The 20,279-nt window shown below is 59.3% G+C and carries 24 protein-coding genes; 17 read left to right on the forward strand and 7 right to left on the reverse strand.

Annotated features, from left to right (window positions below; all coding sequences use genetic code 11):
• Positions 1–65 precede the first annotated feature (65 nt).
• Positions 66–1,331 carry an MFS transporter gene (locus ACR0KW_RS10535; protein ID WP_480804932.1) on the reverse strand — a complete coding sequence of 422 codons (1,266 nt, stop codon included), beginning with the start codon at positions 1,329–1,331 and terminating at the stop codon, positions 66–68.
• 211 nt (positions 1,332–1,542) lie between these two features.
• On the opposite strand from ACR0KW_RS10535, the gene ACR0KW_RS10540 reads away from it, so the two are divergent.
• Positions 1,543–2,667 carry an anhydro-N-acetylmuramic acid kinase gene (locus ACR0KW_RS10540; protein WP_480804933.1) on the forward strand — a complete coding sequence of 375 codons (1,125 nt, stop codon included), beginning with the start codon at positions 1,543–1,545 and terminating at the stop codon, positions 2,665–2,667.
• On the opposite strand, the gene ACR0KW_RS10545 is transcribed toward ACR0KW_RS10540, so the two are convergent.
• Both ACR0KW_RS10545 and ACR0KW_RS10550 read right to left on the reverse strand, forming a co-directional pair.
• Positions 2,633–3,523: a fatty acid desaturase gene (locus ACR0KW_RS10545; protein WP_480804934.1), complete on the reverse strand. Its 891-nt coding sequence runs from the start codon at positions 3,521–3,523 to the stop codon at positions 2,633–2,635. The two genes, ACR0KW_RS10540 and ACR0KW_RS10545, sit on opposite strands and share 35 nt — an antisense overlap.
• A 3-nt stretch (positions 3,524–3,526) precedes the next feature.
• Positions 3,527–3,946, reverse strand: a complete 420-nt coding sequence (locus tag ACR0KW_RS10550) for a cupin domain-containing protein (RefSeq protein ID WP_480804935.1) — start codon at positions 3,944–3,946, stop codon at positions 3,527–3,529.
• Between the two features lie 87 nt (positions 3,947–4,033).
• Here ACR0KW_RS10550 and ACR0KW_RS10555 point away from each other — a divergent pair, with 87 nt between their 5' ends.
• The 8 genes from ACR0KW_RS10555 (at position 4,034) to ACR0KW_RS10590 (ending at position 10,728) form a co-directional block, all read left to right on the forward strand.
• A complete protein-coding gene (locus tag ACR0KW_RS10555) occupies positions 4,034–5,452 on the forward strand; it encodes a protein adenylyltransferase SelO (protein WP_480805064.1) in 1,419 nt (472 codons plus the stop codon).
• Positions 5,453–5,598: 146 nt separating this feature from the next.
• Positions 5,599–5,961, forward strand: coding sequence for a cupin domain-containing protein (locus tag ACR0KW_RS10560; RefSeq protein WP_480804936.1), 363 nt, complete (start codon positions 5,599–5,601; stop codon positions 5,959–5,961).
• Between the two features lie 48 nt (positions 5,962–6,009).
• The gene (locus ACR0KW_RS10565; RefSeq protein WP_480804937.1) at positions 6,010–6,732 is read left to right on the forward strand and encodes an endonuclease/exonuclease/phosphatase family protein; all 723 of its coding nucleotides are present in this window, start codon (positions 6,010–6,012) and stop codon (positions 6,730–6,732) included.
• A 55-nt stretch (positions 6,733–6,787) separates the two neighbouring features.
• Positions 6,788–7,201 (forward strand): Fur family transcriptional regulator, encoded by a 414-nt coding sequence (locus ACR0KW_RS10570; protein WP_170325197.1) that lies wholly within the window; start codon positions 6,788–6,790, stop codon positions 7,199–7,201.
• 137 nt (positions 7,202–7,338) lie between these two features.
• Positions 7,339–8,220: a DMT family transporter gene (locus tag ACR0KW_RS10575; protein ID WP_480804938.1), complete on the forward strand. Its 882-nt coding sequence runs from the start codon at positions 7,339–7,341 to the stop codon at positions 8,218–8,220.
• Between the two features lie 145 nt (positions 8,221–8,365).
• Positions 8,366–9,643, forward strand: a complete 1,278-nt coding sequence (gene eno, locus ACR0KW_RS10580) for a phosphopyruvate hydratase (protein WP_480804939.1) — start codon at positions 8,366–8,368, stop codon at positions 9,641–9,643.
• A gap of 60 nt (positions 9,644–9,703) precedes the next feature.
• A complete protein-coding gene (locus tag ACR0KW_RS10585) occupies positions 9,704–10,381 on the forward strand; it encodes a haloacid dehalogenase type II (RefSeq protein ID WP_480804940.1) in 678 nt (225 codons plus the stop codon).
• Between the two features lie 179 nt (positions 10,382–10,560).
• On the forward strand, positions 10,561–10,728 hold the full coding sequence (locus tag ACR0KW_RS10590) for a hypothetical protein (RefSeq protein WP_480804941.1): 168 nt from the start codon (positions 10,561–10,563) through the stop codon (positions 10,726–10,728).
• A 48-nt stretch (positions 10,729–10,776) separates the two neighbouring features.
• On the opposite strand, the gene ACR0KW_RS10595 is transcribed toward ACR0KW_RS10590, so the two are convergent.
• The 3 genes from ACR0KW_RS10595 to mazG all read right to left on the reverse strand — a co-directional run bounded on the left by ACR0KW_RS10595 (position 10,777) and on the right by mazG (position 13,085).
• The gene (locus ACR0KW_RS10595) at positions 10,777–11,226 is read right to left on the reverse strand and encodes a GNAT family N-acetyltransferase (RefSeq protein WP_480804942.1); all 450 of its coding nucleotides are present in this window, start codon (positions 11,224–11,226) and stop codon (positions 10,777–10,779) included.
• Positions 11,223–12,164, reverse strand: a complete 942-nt coding sequence (locus ACR0KW_RS10600) for a nucleoside hydrolase (protein ID WP_480804943.1) — start codon at positions 12,162–12,164, stop codon at positions 11,223–11,225. Before ACR0KW_RS10600 ends, ACR0KW_RS10595 begins: the two co-directional genes overlap by 4 nt.
• A 63-nt stretch (positions 12,165–12,227) precedes the next feature.
• Positions 12,228–13,085 carry a nucleoside triphosphate pyrophosphohydrolase gene (mazG, locus tag ACR0KW_RS10605; RefSeq protein WP_480805065.1) on the reverse strand — a complete coding sequence of 286 codons (858 nt, stop codon included), beginning with the start codon at positions 13,083–13,085 and terminating at the stop codon, positions 12,228–12,230.
• 66 nt (positions 13,086–13,151) lie between these two features.
• Here mazG and ACR0KW_RS10610 point away from each other — a divergent pair, with 66 nt between their 5' ends.
• From ACR0KW_RS10610 to ACR0KW_RS10635, 6 genes are all read left to right on the forward strand, one after another.
• Positions 13,152–14,315 (forward strand): M20 aminoacylase family protein, encoded by a 1,164-nt coding sequence (locus ACR0KW_RS10610; RefSeq protein ID WP_480804944.1) that lies wholly within the window; start codon positions 13,152–13,154, stop codon positions 14,313–14,315.
• Between the two features lie 12 nt (positions 14,316–14,327).
• On the forward strand, positions 14,328–15,290 hold the full coding sequence (speB, locus tag ACR0KW_RS10615) for an agmatinase (RefSeq protein ID WP_480804945.1): 963 nt from the start codon (positions 14,328–14,330) through the stop codon (positions 15,288–15,290).
• Entirely contained in the window at positions 15,287–15,844 is a 558-nt protein-coding gene (locus tag ACR0KW_RS10620) for a hypothetical protein (RefSeq protein ID WP_480804946.1), read from the forward strand. The genes speB (ACR0KW_RS10615) and ACR0KW_RS10620 overlap by 4 nt, the downstream gene beginning before the upstream one ends.
• Before the next feature lie 30 nt (positions 15,845–15,874).
• A complete protein-coding gene (gene speB / locus ACR0KW_RS10625; protein ID WP_480804947.1) occupies positions 15,875–16,822 on the forward strand; it encodes an agmatinase in 948 nt (315 codons plus the stop codon).
• 305 nt (positions 16,823–17,127) lie between these two features.
• The gene (locus ACR0KW_RS10630) at positions 17,128–17,538 is read left to right on the forward strand and encodes a DUF1499 domain-containing protein (protein ID WP_480804948.1); all 411 of its coding nucleotides are present in this window, start codon (positions 17,128–17,130) and stop codon (positions 17,536–17,538) included.
• 55 nt (positions 17,539–17,593) lie between these two features.
• Positions 17,594–17,944, forward strand: coding sequence for a DUF6404 family protein (locus ACR0KW_RS10635; protein WP_480804949.1), 351 nt, complete (start codon positions 17,594–17,596; stop codon positions 17,942–17,944).
• A 4-nt stretch (positions 17,945–17,948) separates the two neighbouring features.
• Here ACR0KW_RS10635 and ACR0KW_RS10640 read toward each other — a convergent pair whose 3' ends face one another.
• Entirely contained in the window at positions 17,949–18,239 is a 291-nt protein-coding gene (locus ACR0KW_RS10640) for a hypothetical protein (protein WP_480804950.1), read from the reverse strand.
• Between the two features lie 63 nt (positions 18,240–18,302).
• On the opposite strand from ACR0KW_RS10640, the gene prfA reads away from it, so the two are divergent.
• Positions 18,303–19,358 (forward strand): peptide chain release factor 1, encoded by a 1,056-nt coding sequence (gene prfA / locus ACR0KW_RS10645; RefSeq protein WP_480805066.1) that lies wholly within the window; start codon positions 18,303–18,305, stop codon positions 19,356–19,358.
• Entirely contained in the window at positions 19,355–20,197 is an 843-nt protein-coding gene (gene prmC / locus ACR0KW_RS10650) for a peptide chain release factor N(5)-glutamine methyltransferase (protein WP_480804951.1), read from the forward strand. The genes prfA and prmC overlap by 4 nt, the downstream gene beginning before the upstream one ends.
• Positions 20,198–20,279: the final 82 nt, after the last annotated feature.

Here is a 20,279-nt window from a genome sequence, read left to right on the forward strand (position 1 = left end):
GGCACTGTATAGGGGGCGCGGTGGGTAAGGAAAAGGCACCTTTTCCAACATAACGCGGGCCTGTGTCAGCTTTTGGTAGGCGGCAAGCGGAAGGCATAGAGCATGGCGATCAGGTTTAACGCCGCCAACGCCAGGATCGGTGTCACCGGATCGTGCAGGTGTGCCACCGCGCCAAGGATTGCGGCAAAGACCATCCCGACCAGACCGGCACTGACATCTCCGAGGGCCACCAGATAGGGCCGTTCCTTTTCCGAGGTCATTTCGATGATGTAGAGGTAACGCCCGTAGATCACTCCGTTCCCGCCCAGCGACAGCAGCAGAATGACCAGCGCATAGATCCAGACGTTCTGCGCATAGCCCATGAAGGTGAAGGCCAGCGCCATGAGGGCCGAAGCGGCTGAAATCAGGCAGCCCAGCCACATCACCGGCTTGACTGATATCCGCCCGCTGAGCCAACCCCAGATGATCGAGCCGAGCACCATCCCCAGACTGGCCGCCATGACGAAGTAACTCAGCGCGTGTTTGGTCCCCACGTGGAAAGTCGCCGCGTGGATCGTGTAGAACGGCATCGCCAGTTCCACCGAGACAAAGATCAGCCGGGCGGTCAGGAACTTGCGATACCACGCATAGGCCATGCCGGTTTTGAACCCGGTCACCAGTTCAGCCAGCGGTTTGGGTTTTTCCGCTGGCGCAGGCGCACGGGCCTGTTCCTCTTCCAGCAGGCGGACACCGGCAAAGCTGATCCCGGCGGCGAACATCGCAATGACCCCGCACCACAGGACAACAATGTGGCGTTGCATCGGCTGGTCCGAGGCCAGAAGGTCTCGGGTGATCCAGACGACAAGGATGGCCAGAATGCCCGAGATCGTGGCCTGCGCGAACACCATTCGGTTGCGTTTCTCATTGGGGACCGAGATGCCGTAGATCTGGCTGGTGCCCAGACTGGTGATGCCCTGACACAGCCCCATGATCAAAGCGGTCGTCAGGAACAGCAGCACGATCATCACATTGGGCAGATCGGTCGCAAACAGGGCGACGATGGCCAGTATAGCGGCAGTCAGGATGTTGGGCACGTAAACCGCCAGTTTCGCGCGGGTTACCCGATTGATGAACGGAGACATAAAGATCTCGGCGATCAGTCGCGATCCGGTCACAAACGGCAGCAGCAATCCCGCAAAAAACGTCGGTGCCCCCAAGGCCAAGTATAGAAACGGCAGCACCAGGTTGGGGTTCACCAACTGCCCGCCGATCGTCGCCAGCGACCCGGACCAGAAGATCAGCTGATAATTGCGCCCTTCGGCGGGTTGCTTGGGTGTCTGTGTGTCCGTCATGGTTGTCCGTTTGGCATGCAGATGACCGCAATGGTTACTCAGCCCGGGCTTTCGTGCAACTGTTCCGACTGTGACGATGTGGTTGCGGGCGCGCACATGGTGTCAAAAATACACGCGGAAGGTGCGTTCTGTCTTGCCTTGGGCTGTGTGAAACGTGCAGGTTTGGCGCGCCGCGTCGCGCAGTCGATGCCAAGAAACATAAGAGGTGAGCGTGAACCGGGCGATCAGGAAAGGCGGGCCGATCAAGGCCTTGGGTGCGATGTCTGGCACGTCGCTGGACGGTGTGGATACAGCCGTGGTCGAAACGGACGGGCACCGGATCATCGGTTTCGGTCCCAGCGGCTATCGCGCTTATACCAACGCCGAGCGCACCGAACTGCGTGCTGCCCTTGGTCACTGGCACGGCCCTGCGGTGGACAAGGCGGCCGAACTGGTGACCTTTGCCCATGCCGAGGCACTGTCGGAGTTCGAAGACATCGACCTGATCGGGTTCCACGGCCAGACCCTTGCACATGAACCAAGTGGACGGGGCACGTTGCAGGTGGGCGACGGCAAGGGGCTGGCGCAGGCATTGGGCGTGCCGGTCGTCTGGGATTTCCGCAGCGATGATGTGGCCATGGGGGGCGAAGGCGCCCCGTTGGCGCCGTTCTTCCACTTTGCCTGCGCCAAATGGATCGGCGCGTCTGAGCCGCTGTGTTTCCTGAACCTCGGTGGCGTCGGGAACCTGACCTATGTGGACCCCAGCTTTGACGGGCCGGAAATCCCCGGCGCGCTGCTCGCCTTTGACACTGGTCCTGCAAACGCACCGGTGGACGATCTAATGCAGGCCCGGCTTGGCCTGCCGATGGACCGCGACGGCGCGGTTGCACGTGGCGGTACCGTTGAAACCGGCGCGTTGGAGCTGTTCCTGGCCGAGCCCTTCTTTGCTCGGATGCCGCCGAAATCGCTGGACCGCAACGACTTTGCTGAGATGATCGGGCTGGTACAGGAGCTGTCCGACGCCGATGCCGTTGCCACCCTGACAGGCATGTGCGCCGCCGGTGTGGTGCAGGGGATGGAGCATTGCCCGAAACCGCCCTCGCGTGTGCTGGTGACCGGAGGCGGGCGCCACAACCCAGTTCTGATGGAGATGCTGCGCGTGTCGCTCGATTGTCCGGTCGAACCGGTCGAAACAGTGGGCCTGGACGGAGATATGCTCGAGGCGCAAGCCTTTGCCTATCTGGCCGTGCGCGTAGCGCGTGGTCTGCCGACTTCGTGTCCTGGCACGACGGGCGTTAAGGCGCTGGTCGGCGGCGGGGTGCTTAGCGCTGTAGGGAGTTCAAGTAGTCTGCGGTGAATTCTGAATAACCATCAGAAGTCGACTTCAAATGCGAACGCGTCCAGTCGTGCAGGGCAGGTAACTGATGAAACGGCACGTTGGGAAAGGCATGGTGCTCGGCATGGTAGGGCATGTTCCAGGCCAGAAACCGAACGAAGCGGTTTGTGAAGGTCGTGCGAGAGTTCTCAAGCATGTTGGCGATTGGCGGGCAAAGCCCATGTTCGGCCAGAAGGTAAAGGCGCAGGAAAGGCTGACCAAGCAGGACAGGAATAATCCATAGCCAGAACAGAAGCGGCGAATACAGCAGGCTAAAACCAGCAAAGGCATACAGAACCAGCAGCAGGCGAGCTTCAACGCGCAATGCGCGGTGTTGGCGGGATGGAAGGTAGGGCGCATCGATCCTGCCCACAGCGTTTGCCACCAGAACTATTGCCATTCCTTTCCAATACGGCCAGCCGCTTAGATAGATAAGCAGCTCAGACCAAACCTCTGGTCGCGGTTTTCCCGCAAGTTCAGGGTCTTTCTCAGGATGATTGGTCCATTTGTGATGCGCCAGATGAAAGTATCGAAACCATGTGAAGGGCAGGGCAATGGGGATCGAGACCAAATGCCCGACAACATCATTCAACCATCCGCTGCGAAAAGGCGTCTTATGAGTGCATTCATGGCTGAGGGTGAAGAGGAAAACCAGCAGCACCCCTTGGGGTAGTACCAACACAGGCCAAAACGGAACCTTGAGTGCGATACACATGGACGTTCCGGCCAGCACAGCGGAGTACACGGCAAGGTGCCGAAGCCCGGCCGTGTTTGATCGGCGTTGCAGGCTTTCTTTTGCCTCAGGCGGGATCGACGATATGAGTTCGCGGTGATCCATTCTTCATTCCCGTGCAATATCAAACCCTGGCTCGGCCAGAACGAACCCGTCGAACTCGAACCCCGGTGAAACGGTGCAACTGACCAGAGTGTAATCTCCGGTGGTTTGCGCCGATTGCCAGTGGTTCTCTGGCACGATGACTTGAGGTGCGCCCTTGGTCAGGTCCGGGGTCAGCAAATGGTCGGTCGCGGGGCCGTTATCCGTGGCGCTGAGTGACAGGGTCAGCGGCGCGCCGGCGTGGTACAGCCAGATCTCGGTCGCGTCGACGCGGTGCCAGTGGCTGCGTTCACCCGCTTGCAGCAGGAAATAGATGCAGGTGCCCGTAGCGCGGCCCTCATTCTCTGCGCGCCATGTCTCGCGGAACCAACCGCCCTCGGGGTGGCGGGTCAGGTTCAGGTGGTGGATGATCTCTTGCGCGGTCATGGGGTCCTCAGTGTTGTTTGGCGCGATTATGCACGCAGGCGCGCGATCCGCTATGGTATTCGTGTGTTTCAGCAATATGTTTGCGGCATGACCCTGACGATCCCGTTTGACAACAGTTACGCCCGGCTTCCCAACAGCTTTTATGCGCGGCAGGCGCCGATACCGGTACGCGCGCCGCGACTGGTGGCGTTTAACGAGGAATTGGCTCAAATCCTGCGCATTTCACCCGGTGACGTGCAGGAGATGGCCGAGGCTTTTGCGGGTAACATGCTGCCCGAAGGGGCCGAGCCGATTGCGCAACTATATTCAGGACACCAGTTCGGCAGCTATAACCCTCAGCTTGGCGACGGGCGTGCGGTTCTGCTGGGCGAGACGGTCGGCACCGATGGTATCCGGCGGGACATACAGCTGAAGGGCTCGGGCCCGACACCGTTCAGCCGCATGGGCGATGGCCGGGCCTGGCTGGGGCCGGTGTTGCGCGAATATGTGGTGTCCGAGGCGATGCACGCGCTGGACATCCCGACCACGCGCGCGCTGGCGGCGGTAGAGACCGGTGAGATTGTCCTGCGCGAGGGCCCGATGCCGGGCGCGGTGCTGACCCGCGTGGCGCAAAGCCATCTGCGCGTGGGGACGTTTCAGGTGTTCGCCGGGCGCGGGCAGACCGACAACCTGCGCAAACTGACCGATTACGCCATTGCCCGCCACTATCCGGATGCCGATGGGCCAATGGGCCTGCTGCGCGCGGTGCGGGATGCGCAGGCGCGTTTGATTGCGCAATGGATGAGCGTGGGGTTCATCCACGGTGTGATGAATACCGACAATTACTCGATTGCCGGGGAAACCATCGACTATGGGCCGTGCGCCTTCATGGACAGCTATCATCCGAATACGGTCTACAGCTCGATCGACCGGATGGGGCGCTATGCCTATTCGAACCAGCCGGACATCGCGGTCTGGAACCTGGCGCAACTGGCAACGGCGGTGATCCAGCAGGTTGATAACCCCGAAGCTGCCGTCGAAGAGGCCACCGAGATCGTGCACGCCATGCCGGGGCTGATCCATCAGGAATGGCTGGGGCGGTTCCGGGCAAAGATTGGTCTGACCTCTGAGGAGGACGGCGACGAAGCCCTGGTTACTGACCTGCTGACGCGGATGGCGCATAACAGTGCCGATTTCACCAATACCTTCCGGGCGCTGGGCGATGACAACGCACGCAATCAGTTCCTGACACCCGAGGCCTTTGACGAATGGGCCGTCGGCTGGCAGGCGCGGCTTGCCAGGGAAGAAGACCCGCACGCAGTGATGGACACCGCCAACCCCGCCTTCATCCCGCGCAACCACCGGGTCGAGCAGATGATACAGGCGGCCGTTCAGGGCGACTATGCCCCGTTCCATCGTCTGACCAAAGTTCTGGCGCGGCCCTACACCGACCAACCCGAGGCGGTTGATCTGACCTATCCCCCGACCGAAAAGGAAGTGGTCCACGCGATGTTTTGCGGAACCTAAAGGCCGCAGTAATCAAAAGATGGGCGTGCGAAGCCTCTAAAGGGGAAAAGAAGCTGATAACATAGCCCCGCGGCTTACCCTCAAAGAAGAATGCTGCATAATGGGTGTTTCAGGGGAAAACCCAGATCTGATTTAAGGAGCACAGAATGCGCTACTCCATATTGCTGGAAGACGCAGAGGGCGTTTCGTATTTTGAAGACAGGGACGTTGACCTGGAACTGAAGACCTTCGCCCCGCCTGCCGCACCATTCTATGCGTCGGACGAGTATGATGCCTCGCGCTTTGTCTTCCTCACGTTGCCCGCCGGGTGGAAGGGAGTGCCGCATCGCTCTCCCAAGCGGCAGCTTGCGACGGTTCTGTCAGGCACGTTTCGCGTTCAGGCCGGGTCGGGGGAAGTCCGCGACTTTATCGCCGGTGATCTGTTCTGGGCGGAAGATGTAACCGGAACAGGCCATGCCTCCTCTGCCGAAGGGGGCGAGCCCGTCAATTTGATGGTTACGCAGTTTTGAGAGTAATCGGATTGCCGCGCACCGCTTTTTGCCAATCACAGGACATCCATGACCCAAACCTCAACCCTGCGCATCGCCAGCTATAACATCCAGAAATGTGTTGGCCTCGATTTCCGGCGGCAACCGCAACGCATCATGCAGGTTATCGACAGCATGAAGGCGGATATCGTGGTGCTGCAAGAGGCCGACAAACGCTTGCCGCCGCGGCCCGCCGCCTTACCGCATTTCATGCTGGATGAGGCAGGTTGGCAGATCGTCGATTTGGGCGGGGCGGGCAGTCTGGGCTGGCACGGCAACGCGGTGATCTGGCGCGGCGACGCGATCCGGGTACGGCAGACCGGTCACCATGACCTGCCGGGACTGGAGCCCCGGGGCGCGGTACGGGTGGAATTTGATACCCATATTGGGCCATTAAGGGTGATGGGAATGCATCTTGGTCTGTTGCCCGTGTCACGGCGCCAGCAGATCACGCATATTCGCCGTTTTGATGGCGATCTGGATCAGATGCCTACCGTCTGGGCCGGGGATTTCAACGAATGGTCGCGACAACCGGTGCTGGATCATCTGGCCCCCGACATGCGCTTTTTGCCGCCCGTTCCCAGTTTTCCGGCTGCGCAGCCATTGGGGGCGCTGGACCGGATCGCGCTGGGCGCGGGGCTTGAGGCTGTGGTGCATGGTGTCCACGACGTGCGACCGGCGCATATCGCCTCGGACCATCTGCCGATCTGGGCCGATCTGCGAGTGGTGCGGGAAACCGCAATTCCGCGGTAGCGCCAGCCGTCCAGACGTATTAAGACAGAAACCCGAACTACTCTGGGGATCACATATGTCCGACACGATCATCGCCCGATGCGAAGCCAAAGGCCTGCGCATGACCGGCCAGCGCCGCACGATCGCGCAGGTTTTGCAACAAAGCGAAGATCATCCGGATGTCGAGGAGCTGTATTCCCGCGCGTCTGAAGTAGATTCGGGGATTTCCATCGCCACCGTCTATCGCACTGTGAAACTGTTCGAAGAGGCCGGGATTCTGGAACGCCTGGAATTCGGTGACGGTCGCGCGCGCTATGAAGATGCCGAGCGTGACCACCACGATCACCTGATCGACATGCAATCGGGTGAGGTGATCGAATTCGTCGACCCCGAGATCGAGGCGCTGCAGGAAAAAATCGCGGCCAAGCTGGGTTATAAGCTGAAAGGGCACCGGCTGGAATTGTACGGCGTGCCGCTGGATCAGGACTGATTCATCACAAAACGCGAAGGTCAGGCCCACGGGAAATCATGTATTCCGGCCTGATAATACTTGCCAGAGCGGGTGTCTTGCGTATTGGGTGACGTAAGGGGCGGCGATTTGGGCCGCTGGAATTTACGGAAATGACCATGAATAACGTAAACGGCATTTTGCTGGTCGTCGGCGCGATGGCGGCCTTTGCACTTGAGGACATGTTCATCAAGCTGCTGTCGGTCACCGTGCCGACCGGTCAGATCATGGTCGTTCTTGGCGTGTTCTGTGGCCTTCTGTTTGCGATTTTGGCTGTGGCCACCCGCAAGCGCATCTTCGATCCTGTTGCGTGGCAACCCTTACCACTGGCCCGTGCCGCGACCGAGATGGTCGGGGCGCTGACCTTCGTGACCGCTCTGTCGCTGGTGGACCTTTCAACCGTGGCCGCCGTTTTTCAGGCGATGCCGCTGGCCGTTACCATGGGAGCGGCGCTGTTTCTGGGCGAAAAGGTCGGCTGGCGTCGTTGGAGCGCTGTCGGGCTGGGTTTCATCGGCGTTTTGATGATTATTCGGCCGGGTTTCGAAGGGTTCCAGCCCGACTCTCTGTTCGTTGTGGCAACCGTAATCGCCATCGCCGCGCGGGACCTGATCACCCGTAAGCTTGATCCGCGCGTTGCGTCTTCGGTTGTGGCCTTGCAGGCCTATTTTGCGGTGGCTGTGTCCGGTGTGGCGCTGATGGTGTTTTCGGCCCAACCCGTTACCCCGTTGCAATCGGCGCAGATCGGTCCATACCTTGGTGCGGTCGGATTTGGTGTTCTTGGCTATTATGGCATCGTCACCGCCATGCGGATCGGCGAGGCTTCGGCCTTGATGCCATTCCGCTATACCCGTCTGATCTTTTCGATCATTGCGGGGATGCTGATGTTCGGAGAACGTCCTGATTTCCTGACCTTCGCCGGGGCGACGTTGATCATGGGGTCGGGCATGTACACCTTTATCCGAGAGCGCAAGCTGGCCCGTGAACTGGCTGTCGCGGCCTGACGGATCGTCGCACGTTGGCGCAAACAGGAACCTGTTAGCCCTAAAGCTCCGACAATATACCTGTTAGCGATAACATGACCGGTTTACTTTTTACCCGGTGATGCTATGAGGCGTGCAACTGATTTCAGCCACAGGGACGGGCCTCATGAGCACCATCATCGACATTCACGCACGCGAAATTCTGGACAGCCGGGGCAACCCGACGGTCGAAGTGGACGTGATCCTGGAAGACGGCACCATGGGCCGCGCCGCTGTGCCTTCGGGCGCTTCGACCGGTGCCTATGAAGCAGTGGAAAAGCGTGATGGCGACAAAAGCCGCTACATGGGCAAGGGCGTGCTTGAAGCCGTCGCTGCCGTGAACGGTGAGATCGCCGAAGAACTGGTGGGCTTCGACGCGACCGAACAGGTTGCCATCGATCAGGCGATGATCGAACTGGACGGGACCGAGAACAAGGGCCGTCTGGGTGCAAACGCCATTCTGGGTGTCTCGCTGGCGACCGCCAAGGCGGCGGCCGATTTTACCACACAGCCCCTGTACCGCTATGTCGGCGGCACCTCAGCCCGCGTTCTGCCGGTGCCGATGATGAACATCATCAACGGAGGTGAGCATGCCGACAACCCGATCGACATTCAGGAATTCATGATCATGCCGACCTCGGCCGCGAATATCCGCGAGGCGGTGCGCATGGGGTCCGAAGTCTTCCACACGCTGAAAAAGGAGCTGTCGGCAGCGGGTCTGGCCACCGGTGTTGGGGACGAAGGTGGCTTTGCCCCGAACATCGCCTCGACCCGCGAGGCACTGGATTTCATTCTGAAATCCATTGAAAAGGCAGGCTACAAGCCGGGTGAGGAAATCCACCTCGCGCTGGATTGCGCTGCAACCGAATACTTCAAGGACGGTAAATACTTTCTGTCGGGCGAGGGCAAGACCCTGACCTCGGACGAAAACGCGGCCTATCTGGCGGCGCTGGTTAACGACTATCCGATCATCTCGATCGAAGACGGCATGTCCGAGGATGACTGGGACGGCTGGAAGGCACTGACCGACGCTCTGGGTGACCGGGTGCAGCTGGTGGGCGACGACCTGTTCGTGACCAACCCCGAACGTCTGGCCGAAGGGATCGAGCGTGGCTGTGCCAACTCGATGCTGGTCAAGGTGAACCAGATCGGTTCGCTGACCGAGACCCTGCGTGCTGTCGATATGGCGCACCGTGCGCGTTATACTAACGTCATGTCGCACCGCTCGGGCGAAACCGAGGACGCCACCATTGCCGATCTGGCCGTGGCAACCAACTGTGGTCAGATCAAGACCGGCTCGCTGGCGCGGTCGGACCGGTTGGCCAAGTACAACCAGCTGATCCGCATCGAGGAATCGCTGGGCGAGGTTGCGGAATATGCCGGAGCTTCAATCCTGAAGCGCTGATCCGGCACAATAAAGCCCTGCCTGACACCGGGCAGGGCATGTCAGGATGAGGGCCAAGCCATGGTAGAAGCGCTGATCTTTGACGTGTTCGGTACCTGCGTTGACTGGCGCAGTTCCATCGCGCGCGAAGTGGCTGCGGTTCTGCCAGATTTGGACGCCTTTGACTTCGCCGATGCGTGGCGGGCCGAGTACGAACCCTCGATGGCGGCCATCCGTGAAGGGGGCAGGGGTTATGTGCCGCTGGACGATCTGCACCGTGAGAACCTTGAGGTTGTCGCCACCCGGTTTGGTGTCACTGTCCCGAACCCTGCCGATCTGACGGCTGCATGGGAAAGGCTGGACCCGTGGTCCGACGTGGTTCCGGGATTGCAGGTGTTAAAGCACAATAGGATCATCGCGCCGTGCTCCAACGGTTCAATCGCGTTGATGACCCGGCTTGCGAAGTATGGCGGCCTTCCGTGGGACTGCATTCTCGGGGCCGAGATTGCCCGCGACTACAAACCAAAGCCAGAAGTCTATCTGGCCAGTTGTGCCGCGCTGCGTCTGAGCCCCGATCAGGTCATGATGGTTGCCGCGCATAATGATGACCTCTACGCAGCCCGGCAGGCAGGTTTGAAAACCGCTTTTGTGACCCGCCCGACCGAGCACGGACCGTTCCAATCCCATGACCTGCGGGCCGAAGGGAACTGGGACATTGTTGCCAAAGATTTCGCGAATCTGGCCGACAAGCTTGGCTAGAGCGGGTCGAGGCCGAAAAAAAACATAGACAATTTTGATTGTGTAACGCCCTAAAAAGGTAGTCACTTTTTCGGCAAGCGGGCATTTGGCCGACATAAATCAAGTTATGTGTGAACTTTTTCCTATTTGTATCAAATTGAGCTGTCGTATTCTGGCTGCATTACAGAAAGGAGCATACCATGACTGGTTCGAAATTCCTTCTCGTAGCTTCGGTGATCAGCACTGTATTCTTGGCGGCCTGTGCGGGGCCGGGCACTTACCCAATCACCGGTGATCCGGTGTCTGCGAGTGATCCGGTTCATGATATGGACAGGCCGACATATATCCTAAACGGTGAGGCCCGCTAGGACCTTGGGGGGCGACCTTGGGCCAATGCGTTTGTGATGGGGCGTGTGTCAGAGCTTTCTGCTCATCAACATGTAACGATCACGCGGTCTGAAACCAGTCCGAAAATACAGCTTCTGTGTGGCCTCGTTGGTTCTGTCGACCTCCAGATGCAGCGCAGCCAATCCTGCCCCGGCCAAGGCTTTGGGCAGGTCCAGCAGAACCTCGGTCGCAATGCCGCGGCCCCGGACGGCGGGGCGGATGTAAATCTCGTCTACAAAGCCGTCCATGCCGCCGAACTCTACTGACCAGCCGAAGGTCAGAACGATATAGCCCAGGGGCGCACGACCGGGACCAATTAGGTAGATGCAACCGTGGGGGATGCCTTCAAGCAGTGGGGCCAGTGCGTTGCGGGTCTGATCGATATCCTGCTCGATACCCGCCTCGGCGTGAAAGGCGGTGACCAGCCCCATCAGACGATCCAAGTCTTCGGGGCGGGCGAGTTTCAATGCGGCGCTCATAGGCGGGCCAGCCTTTCTGTTAGCAGGTCAAAAAATCCGTCGGCATCGATTTCACCCATGAACATGGCATTGGGCGCATGGTCCGTGACGCGCCACCAGTCGGCGACGGTCATGCCCATGGTCAGCTCCGACTGCGTTTCGATCTGGACGTTGATGTGACGGCCCGAGAACAGCTCGGGCCGGATCAGATAGGCAGTGACGCAAGGATCGTGCAGCGGCGCGCCCTCAGAGCCGTATTTCTCTATGTCGAACCGTTCGAAGAAATCCGTCATCTCGGCAACCGCATGGCCGACTTTTGAATCCAGCGCGCGGAAGGCGTCGTTGCGGTGTCTGGTAACCAATGCGTCATGAGTCACGTCCAGCGGCATCACCACAATATGAATGTCGGATTTAAAAATGATTTCAGCGGCTTCCGGGTCAACGTAAATGTTGAATTCCGCTGCCGGAGTGATGTTGCCGACCTCGAAATATGCCCCGCCCATCAGAACGATTTCCTGAACCCGGTCGATGATGTCGGGCGCTTTCTGAAAGGCAGTGGCGATATTGGTCAGCGGCCCCAACGGGCAGAGCGTCACTGTCCCCGGCTCATGCGCGCGCAGGGTGTCGATGATGAAGTCCACAGCGTGCCCCTCGGCCAAGGGCATCTGCGGGTCGGGCAGGACAGGGCCGTCCAGCCCGGTCTTGCCGTGGACATGTTCCGCCGTGACCAGAGGGCGGTTCAGCGGGCGGTCGCATCCAGCATAGACCGGGACATCCGTGCGCCCGGCCAGTTCACAGACGATGCGCGCATTCTTGGCGGTCAGCTCCAGCGGTACGTTTCCGGCAACGGCAGTAATCCCCAGAACATCAATCTCCTCCGGACTTGCCAACGCCAGTAGAATGGCAACGGCGTCGTCCTGTCCGGGGTCGGTGTCGATGATGATTTTGCGGGGTGCCATGCTCTGCCTCCGGGGTCTTGAAGCGCGGACACTCGCAAGTGTCACTGCACTTGTCCAGCGGTTTCAGGCCCCGGTCGCGGCATCCACAGGCGGGAGTTTGCCGTTGGCGCGATGTTCTTCGGTTTTCACCTCGTCCCAGAGTGCATCCATCTCGGCCAAGTCGCTCTGCGATGGATTTTTTCCGCGCGCAGCGAGCCGTGCTTCAACCTGTTCAAACCGGCGGGTGAACTTAGCGTTGGTACGGCGCAGGGCGGCCTCGGGTTCGATGCCCAGATGGCGGCCCAAGTTGACGATCACGAACAGCAGATCGCCGAATTCGTCCTCCAACGCGTCCGCATCCATGCTATTGCGGGCCTCTTCCAGTTCGGCGGCTTCTTCGGTGATCTTGGCCAGCACATGGCTGGCGTCGGGCCAGTCGAAACCCACGCGAGCGGCACGTTTTTGCAGCTTGTGGGCTCGCAGCAAGGCGGGCAGGTTGGCGGCCACACCGTCCAGCGCGCCTTTCTGTTTCTTGCCCGCACGCTCGGCGGCCTTGATGGTTTCCCAGTCCACTGTCTGCTGTTCGGCCGACTTGTCGCGAGATTCGTCGCCGAATACATGCGGGTGACGGTCGACCATCTTGTCCGACATGGTGCGCACCACGTCCTGAAAGCTGAAATGCCCGGCTTCTTCGGCCATCTGTGCATGGAAAACGGACTGGAACAGCAGGTCGCCCAACTCTCCCTTTAACTCATCATAGGCCTCGCGTTCGATGGCGTCGGCGACCTCATAGGCCTCTTCGATGGTGTAGGGGGCGATGGTGGTGAAATCCTGTTCGATATCCCACGGACAGCCGGTTTCCGGGTCGCGCAGGCGGCGCATGATTTCCAGCAAACGTTCGATACCTGCGTCGCTGTCATGGATCAGAGGATTTTCGGCCATTGCGAACCCTTTCGTTCCGGTGTCAGATGCATCCATTCCGCAGCCACGTTCAGGAGTCCACCCCCTATGCCCGTCGTCAACCGAATTGCTGACTTCGCCGCCGATATGGCCGCGTGGCGCCAACATCTGCATTCGATCCCCGAACTGGAGTTCGAATGTCATGAAACGGCAGCCTTTGTCGCGGATCGCCTGCGTGAATTTGGCGTGGATGAGGTGCACGAGGGTATTGCCAAGACCGGGGTCGTTGCGATCATCAACGGGCGGGGCCAAGGGCCTACGATTGGTCTGCGCGCTGACATGGATGCTCTGCCGATCCCCGAGGAGACGGGGGTTGAGTATGCCTCGACCAACCCGGGCAAGATGCACGCCTGCGGCCATGACGGACACACCTCGATGCTGCTGGGGGCTGCGCGCTATCTGGCGGAAACGCGGAACTTTGCGGGTCGCGTGGCGCTGATCTTTCAACCGGCCGAGGAATCTGGCGGTGGGGCCGGTGTGATGGTCGAAGAAGGGATCATGGACCGGTTCAACATCTCTCAGGTCTATGCGCTGCACAACGCGCCAAACGTCCCGGTGGGGGCTTTTCACACAACACCCGGGGCGATCATGGCAGCTGTGGACACGTTCCATGTTTATATTCAGGGCGTTGGCGGCCATGGTGCCATGCCGCATGAAGCCCGCGATCCGGTGATGGCGGCCTGCGGGATTGCACAAGCGCTGCAGACCATTGTCAGCCGCAACCACCATGCGCTGGACGATCTGGTGGTCTCGGTCACGCAAATCCACACCGGCACGGTGGACAACGTGATCCCGGATACCGCCTATATCAACGGCACGGTACGCACTTTTGATCCAGCCGTGCAAAAGATGGTGATGGAGCGGATGGAGCAGATCGTACAGGGGCAGGCGGCCTCATACGGGGTTGAGGCGCGGCTGGACTACGAAGTGCACTATCCCGCCACGATCAACAGCCCCGAAAGCACGAGTTTCGCGGCAGATGTCGCGCGGGAAATCTCGGGATCCGCTCAGGTCGTTGACGATGTCACCCGCAACATGGGGGCTGAAGATTTCGCCTATATGTTGAACGCTCGCCCGGGCGCCTATCTATTCCTGGGGCAGGGCGAGGGGGCCGGGTGGCACCATCCGAAATACAACTTCAACGACGAGATCGCGCCGGTGGGGGCATCGTTCTTTGCGCGGATCGTGGAAAAGGCGCAGCCGCTGGGCTGACGGGGGAAAGACATGGCACTGGAAGACGCAAAAAATCAGGTGGATGAGGCGTTCACCAATCCGGACCTCAAGGGGCTGTCGTTCGAGAATACCTTTGGCGGCGCCACCTCATTCCTGCGGCGGCTTTATACCAAGGACCTGAAGGGCGTGGATATTGCCGTAACCGGTGTGCCTTTCGATCAGGCCGTGACCAACCGCCCCGGCACCCGGCTTGGCCCCCGTGCGATCCGAGAGGCCAGTGCGTTGCAATCACCGGATGCGCCTTACGGCTGGCCGTTTGATGCGCTTAGCGAGTTGGCGATCGTGGATTATGGCGATGTGGCTTATGACTATGCCAATATCCCGGCCTTTCCCGACACATTGACCGACCATATCCGCACCATTCTGGCTGCCGATGTGGCCTCGGTTTCACTGGGTGGGGATCACTATATCAGCTTCCCGATCCTGAAAGCCTATGCCGAGAAATACGGGCCGATGTCCCTGCTGCAATTCGATGCCCATACCGATACCTGGGCCGATGACGATATGACCCGCGTGGACCACGGGACCATGTTCTACAAGGCGGTGAAGTCGGGGATCGTGGACCCGAAACGCTCGGTTCAGGTCGGAATCCGTACCACCAATGAGGATACACTGGGCGTCAACATCATCGACGCGCGCGAGGTATACGAAGCCGGCCCCGCCGCCGTGGCGCAAAAGATCAAAGGTATTCTGGGCGACAGTCCGGTCTATCTGAGCTTTGACATCGACGGTCTGGACCCGGCCTTTGCCCCCGGCACCGGCACACCGGTCTGGGGCGGGCTGAGCTCGATCCAGGCGCAGATCATCTTGCGCGACATCGCTGGGATTAACATCAAGGGTGGCGACGTGGTCGAGGTCTCTCCGCCCTACGACACATCCGGCGCGACAGCCATTGCTGGCGCTCATGTGGCGACGCAGATCATCTGTCTGTTGGGGTGGAATAAGTTGGTATGAAGGCCCGTAAGGCCCTTATCTGGTGTTGCATAGTCGTTTTGGGTGCACCCGCCGGATATTTCGGATACGGCTACTTTCACCGGCCTATTGACCGTGTTCAGTCTGCGTTTGATCTGTTCGAAACATATTGTGTACCTTATGCAGAAGGACGTATTCTTGCGCCAGATGAGGCACTTGTTTCGGTAAAAACTGTAGGTGGTTACGCTTGGGCGCACCCTCAGTCTTTAGTGCTGCTAAATTTTTCGGGCCGAGAATGTTCTATTTCAGATGCGTTGCGTCCCCTAGAAGTCAGATCCGCAAAATCAATGGATGAACGGGTTTCTGCATTTGTCGAGAGAGAGTTTCCAAATCTGTTCCGGGATCCTGAGGGTGTCATAAAAGACTGGCCCGCATTTTCGGTGTGGCACAGCCACCCTCGAGGAGACGAAAGACGTCGTACAGTGGTATATGCACGTTGGGATTTTGATGAGGACGCACAGATGTCGTTAAGCTTTTCTTATCCAATAAATGATGATGTTTCAGAAAATCTGAATGACCTTCTAAAGGGGTCTTAAGCAAAGCGCTTTGACTGTTCGAGGAACAAAATGACAGACTTTAACCAACCCATCAGCGGCAATGATCTGGCGCGGTTTTCCGGGCCGAATACATTCATGCGCCTGCCGCAGGCGGATACGTTGGCCGGGCTGGATGTGGCCGTTCTGGGCATTCCGATGGATATCGGCACCTCGTGGCGGTCGGGCACACGGTTCGGGCCCAAACAAATCCGCAGCGAAAGCGCGATGATCAGGCCCTATAACTTGGCCAATTCTGCGGCTCCGTTCGACAGCCTGCAAATTGCGGATATCGGCGATCTGGCGATCAACACGTTTTCGTTGGCCGATAGCCTCAAGATCATCAAGGAAAGCTATGACGCCATTCTGGCGCAAGGCGTGACGCCGGTTGCGATGGGAGGGGACCACTCGATCACCCTGCCGATCCTGCGGGCGATCGCGGCCAAACACGGTCCGGTGGCGTTGGTGCATGTGGACGCCCATGCAGACGTGAATGACGAGATGTTCGGCGAAAAGGAAACCCACGGCACAGTGTTTCGTCGCGCCTACGAGGAAGGGCTGATCGTCCCCGACAAGACCTTTCAGATCGGCATTCGCGGCTCGGGCTATGCTGCCAGCGATTTCACCGAGGCCAAGGGATGGGGCTTCCGCCAGTTCCCAGCGTGGGAGTTGTGGCAGCAAAACCTGACCGAAATTGGTTCACAAATCCGCAAAACGGTCGGGGATCACCCTACCTACATCTCCTATGATATCGACAGCCTTGACCCGTCCTTCGCGCCCGGCACTGGAACGCCCGAGATCGCAGGCCTGACGACACCGCAAGCGCTGCAACTGATCCACGCGCTAGCCGGGACGAATGTAGTGGGCTGCGATCTGGTCGAGGTCTCTCCACCCTATGACCCCACGGGCAACACAGCGCTGACGGCCGCGAATTTGTTGTTCGAGATGCTGTGCATCCTGCCCGGAGTGACGTCACGGTAGGAGGGGGCGTGGCTGTTCCTTACGAACAACTAGCTATCGTCTGGGTTGATGCCCGAGCTATAGTATTCAGAATTGCTGTTTGAAGGGCGGCGATCTCTGGTATCGCGTTTGTTTGCGAAATTCAGCCACAGCATAATGGCGGCAAACGGGATTGCTGCCCATACCAGTTCATCAAAAATCCAATTCACAACTTGCATCGGGAATAGAGACCTCGGTAAGCACATTAAGTGTTATAAGTAACTTAATTGTAGGTAGTTTTTTCCACTTGCCAAACAAACACGTGCAAACAGCATGTCAGATATCGGATGGGCGGGAATGTGAAAATAGTGATTTGGGTGATTGTAGGGGCGGTGGCCGCTCTTGGTGCTTATATTCGACTGGCCCCATCCGACCCCGGGATTTGGCATGTTGCACCCGTGGGCGAGACCGATCTCGACATGCAGGGCGGCGCTCTTCGCGTAGTTGAAACCGGGCCGGATGGCTTGGTCCGGCTGGACGCCATTGCAACGGCGACGCCACGCACCACGGTGCTGGCCGGATCGGTCGAGCAGGGGATGGTCACCTATGTCACCCGCACCAAGGTGATCGGTTTTCCTGATTACACAACCGTTCAGCAGGACGGAGATACACTTCGCATTCACGCCCGCCTGAGGTTCGGGCGGAAGGATTTTGGCGTGAACAAAGCCCGGGTCGATGGGTGGTTGAAACAGTTGTAGGACCAAGGTTGAGCTTTCGTGCCTAGCAATCGAATGGCGTGGGGTGGGGGGCAAAATGGACGAGTATGAAACCAAACTAAACCGGGCTGCCGCTGAATTGCATCGAATAGGGCTTTGGAAATCCGGCAGATTGCCCATCGAACTCCGCTTGTTTAAATTTTTGGGCGCTAAACCCAAGCCGCTACCATATGGAACTTTTCTTGCTGGCACGCTCCGGCTGGCTCTGTTGCCTTTTGTGGCCTTTGGGTTCCTTATTCTGGGCCTGAAAGTGCTTAGCCCTGATGCCAACTTCGGCAATTTAATCGTTATCGCAACATTAGGAAGTTTGACATGGGGCAGCTTCTTGACGGGAGCAGTGATCCATCAGGGTAAAAAGGTGGGGTTGAGTAAGTGGGAGGACATTTGAGCTGTCAGAGCGCTGCGTCAGAGGTTGCCTTAGACATGGGCGGTTCGGACTTTTTCGGCAGGCTTGACGACAAACACCCTTCCTGCACTTCGCGCCACATGGGCACATTCAGAGACATCTGACACTGGGCCGTGAACATGCGTCCATCGACCTGCAGGCAGATCATCTCGCCCAGTTCTATGCGCGATCCTGATTTATCGGTGCAATAACAGTCTTGAACCTTGCCCTTGGGGCCGACAACATCGGCCAGGGAAGGGGGCGCGCACAGCAAGAATACAAGCGCTAAACGTGTCATACGCGTTAGCATAGCACAGCGACGGCCCTTGACCAAAGCCCCGGATTGATAGACACCGCGCGGATGATCCCCGAAGAACGCCTTGAACAGATAACCCAGCGATTCCAGTACCTCGAAGCTGCCATGGCCGATGGCGCCTCGGGCGGAGATATTGCGGCTTTGGCCAAGGAGTATTCGGATCTTAAGCCAGTGGTTGATCAGATCATGGCGTGGCGGCAACTGGTCGCCGATCTGGCCGAGGCTGAGGTGATGCTGGCCGACCCTGACATGAAAGAACTGGCCGAGGAGGAAATCCCCGACTTGCAAGCCCGTATCCCCGAGGCCGAGCACGCCCTGCAACTGGCGCTGCTGCCCCGGGATGAGGCTGACGCCCGGCCTGCGATGTTGGAAATCCGTCCGGGCACCGGCGGGGATGAGGCGGCCCTGTTCGCGGGGGATTTGCTGCGCATGTACCAGCGTTACGCTGAAGGGCGCGGCTGGCAGTTTGAGATCATCGAGGAACAGGCCTCGGATTTGGGCGGGATCAAGGAAGTGGTAGCCCATATCAAGGGTGACAATGTCTTTGCCCGCATGAAGTACGAATCTGGCGTTCATCGCGTGCAGCGTGTGCCCGAAACCGAAAGCGGCGGGCGCATCCATACGTCTGCGGCGACCGTGGCGGTTCTGCCCGAGGCCGAGGATGTGGACATTCAGATCGACGCCAACGACATCCGCATCGACACCATGCGCAGTTCCGGCGCGGGCGGGCAGCACGTGAATACCACCGACTCGGCGGTGCGGATCACGCACCATCCGACGGGTTTGGTCGTGACCAGCTCTGAGAAATCGCAGCATCGCAACCGTGAGATCGCGATGCAGGTTCTGAAAACGCGCCTGTACGACATGGAACGCCAGCGGATCGATAGTGAACGCTCGGCGGATCGCGCCAGTCAGGTGGGGTCGGGCGATCGGTCCGAACGGATCAGGACCTATAACTTCCCGCAGGGCCGCATGACAGATCACCGCATCAACTTGACGCTGTATAAGCTGGATCAGGTGATGCAGGGCGATTTGGATGCAGTGATCGACGCGCTGACCGCCGATGACCAAGCGCGCCTGCTGGCGGAGATAGCGCTTTGATTGCGGCGTTGACAGCAGCGCAGGCGATGGTCGCCGCCACCGCGCGCCTGCGGGCCGCAGGGGTGGCCGATCCGGCGCGCGACGCGCGGGTATTGCTGGCCCATGCCGCGCGGATCGAGGCCAGCCGGGTCACGTTGATCGCGCCCGAGGAACTTTCGCCCGAAATCGCCGAACGCTATGACCAGTTGATCTCGCTCCGGGCCATTCGGGTGCCGGTTTCTCATCTGTTGGGTGAGCGCGAATTCTATGGCCGCCAGTTCCGGGTTAGCCGTGACGTGCTGGACCCGCGGCCCGAAACCGAGACCCTGATCGAAGCGGCGCTGAGCGAGCCATTTGACCATGTGCTGGACCTGGGCACGGGTTCTGGCTGTATCCTGATCACCCTGCTGGCCGAGCGCACCAGTGCCTCGGGCGTAGGCGCGGATCTGAGCGAATCCGCCTGCCTGCAGGCCAGCGCCAACGCGGTGCAACATCAGGTGCAGGAGCGTGTCGAGATTTTGCGCTCGGACTGGTTCGAGGGCATCGAAGGCGAATTCGACCTGATTGTTTCAAATCCGCCCTATATTTCGCTGTCAGAAATGAAAGAGTTGTCCCCCGAAGTGCGCGAACACGAGCCGCGCATGGCCCTGACGGATGAGGGCGACGGGCTTGGCGCGTACCGCCATATCGCGGCCTCGGCGCCGGATTTCCTGATGCCGGGTGGGCGGATTCTGGTTGAAATCGGTCCAACGCAAGGCCAAAGCGTCGCATCCCTGTTCCAGGCTGCGGGCCTGGTTGAAACGCGTGTCATTCCCGATCTCGACGGTCGCGATCGTGTCGTTCTGGCCAGAATGCCGTAGTTGCGGCGTTGGGTGAGGCTAAAAAGCGCCGATTAATGTAAAAAAGCTGCGAATTTTTGGACAAAGCTCTTGTCTGCGCGCG

It is taken from the genome of Ruegeria sp. CG11, from assembly GCF_056537245.1.

Bases quoted from the DNA above. Each gene is read 5' to 3' on its own strand.
- speB (WP_480804945.1), top strand. From the start codon at position 14,328: ATGGCACTGGAAGACGCAAAAAATCAGGTGGATGAGGCGTTCACCAAT.
- ACR0KW_RS10550 (WP_480804935.1), bottom strand. From the start codon at position 3,946: ATGACCGCGCAAGAGATCATCCACCACCTGAACCTGACCCGCCACCCC.
- ACR0KW_RS10585 (WP_480804940.1), top strand. From the start codon at position 9,704: ATGGTAGAAGCGCTGATCTTTGACGTGTTCGGTACCTGCGTTGACTGG.
- eno (WP_480804939.1), top strand. From the start codon at position 8,366: ATGAGCACCATCATCGACATTCACGCACGCGAAATTCTGGACAGCCGG.
- ACR0KW_RS10535 (WP_480804932.1), bottom strand. From the start codon at position 1,331: ATGACGGACACACAGACACCCAAGCAACCCGCCGAAGGGCGCAATTAT.
- ACR0KW_RS10545 (WP_480804934.1), bottom strand. From the start codon at position 3,523: ATGGATCACCGCGAACTCATATCGTCGATCCCGCCTGAGGCAAAAGAA.
- ACR0KW_RS10640 (WP_480804950.1), bottom strand. From the start codon at position 18,239: ATGACACGTTTAGCGCTTGTATTCTTGCTGTGCGCGCCCCCTTCCCTG.
- ACR0KW_RS10555 (WP_480805064.1), top strand. From the start codon at position 4,034: ATGACCCTGACGATCCCGTTTGACAACAGTTACGCCCGGCTTCCCAAC.
- ACR0KW_RS10600 (WP_480804943.1), bottom strand. From the start codon at position 12,164: ATGGCACCCCGCAAAATCATCATCGACACCGACCCCGGACAGGACGAC.
- ACR0KW_RS10595 (WP_480804942.1), bottom strand. From the start codon at position 11,226: ATGAGCGCCGCATTGAAACTCGCCCGCCCCGAAGACTTGGATCGTCTG.
- prfA (WP_480805066.1), top strand. From the start codon at position 18,303: ATGATCCCCGAAGAACGCCTTGAACAGATAACCCAGCGATTCCAGTAC.
- ACR0KW_RS10610 (WP_480804944.1), top strand. From the start codon at position 13,152: ATGCCCGTCGTCAACCGAATTGCTGACTTCGCCGCCGATATGGCCGCG.
- ACR0KW_RS10560 (WP_480804936.1), top strand. From the start codon at position 5,599: ATGCGCTACTCCATATTGCTGGAAGACGCAGAGGGCGTTTCGTATTTT.
- ACR0KW_RS10635 (WP_480804949.1), top strand. From the start codon at position 17,594: ATGGACGAGTATGAAACCAAACTAAACCGGGCTGCCGCTGAATTGCAT.
- mazG (WP_480805065.1), bottom strand. From the start codon at position 13,085: ATGGCCGAAAATCCTCTGATCCATGACAGCGACGCAGGTATCGAACGT.
- ACR0KW_RS10630 (WP_480804948.1), top strand. From the start codon at position 17,128: ATGGGCGGGAATGTGAAAATAGTGATTTGGGTGATTGTAGGGGCGGTG.
- speB (WP_480804947.1), top strand. From the start codon at position 15,875: ATGACAGACTTTAACCAACCCATCAGCGGCAATGATCTGGCGCGGTTT.
- ACR0KW_RS10620 (WP_480804946.1), top strand. From the start codon at position 15,287: ATGAAGGCCCGTAAGGCCCTTATCTGGTGTTGCATAGTCGTTTTGGGT.
- ACR0KW_RS10590 (WP_480804941.1), top strand. From the start codon at position 10,561: ATGACTGGTTCGAAATTCCTTCTCGTAGCTTCGGTGATCAGCACTGTA.
- ACR0KW_RS10575 (WP_480804938.1), top strand. From the start codon at position 7,339: ATGAATAACGTAAACGGCATTTTGCTGGTCGTCGGCGCGATGGCGGCC.
- ACR0KW_RS10565 (WP_480804937.1), top strand. From the start codon at position 6,010: ATGACCCAAACCTCAACCCTGCGCATCGCCAGCTATAACATCCAGAAA.
- ACR0KW_RS10570 (WP_170325197.1), top strand. From the start codon at position 6,788: ATGTCCGACACGATCATCGCCCGATGCGAAGCCAAAGGCCTGCGCATG.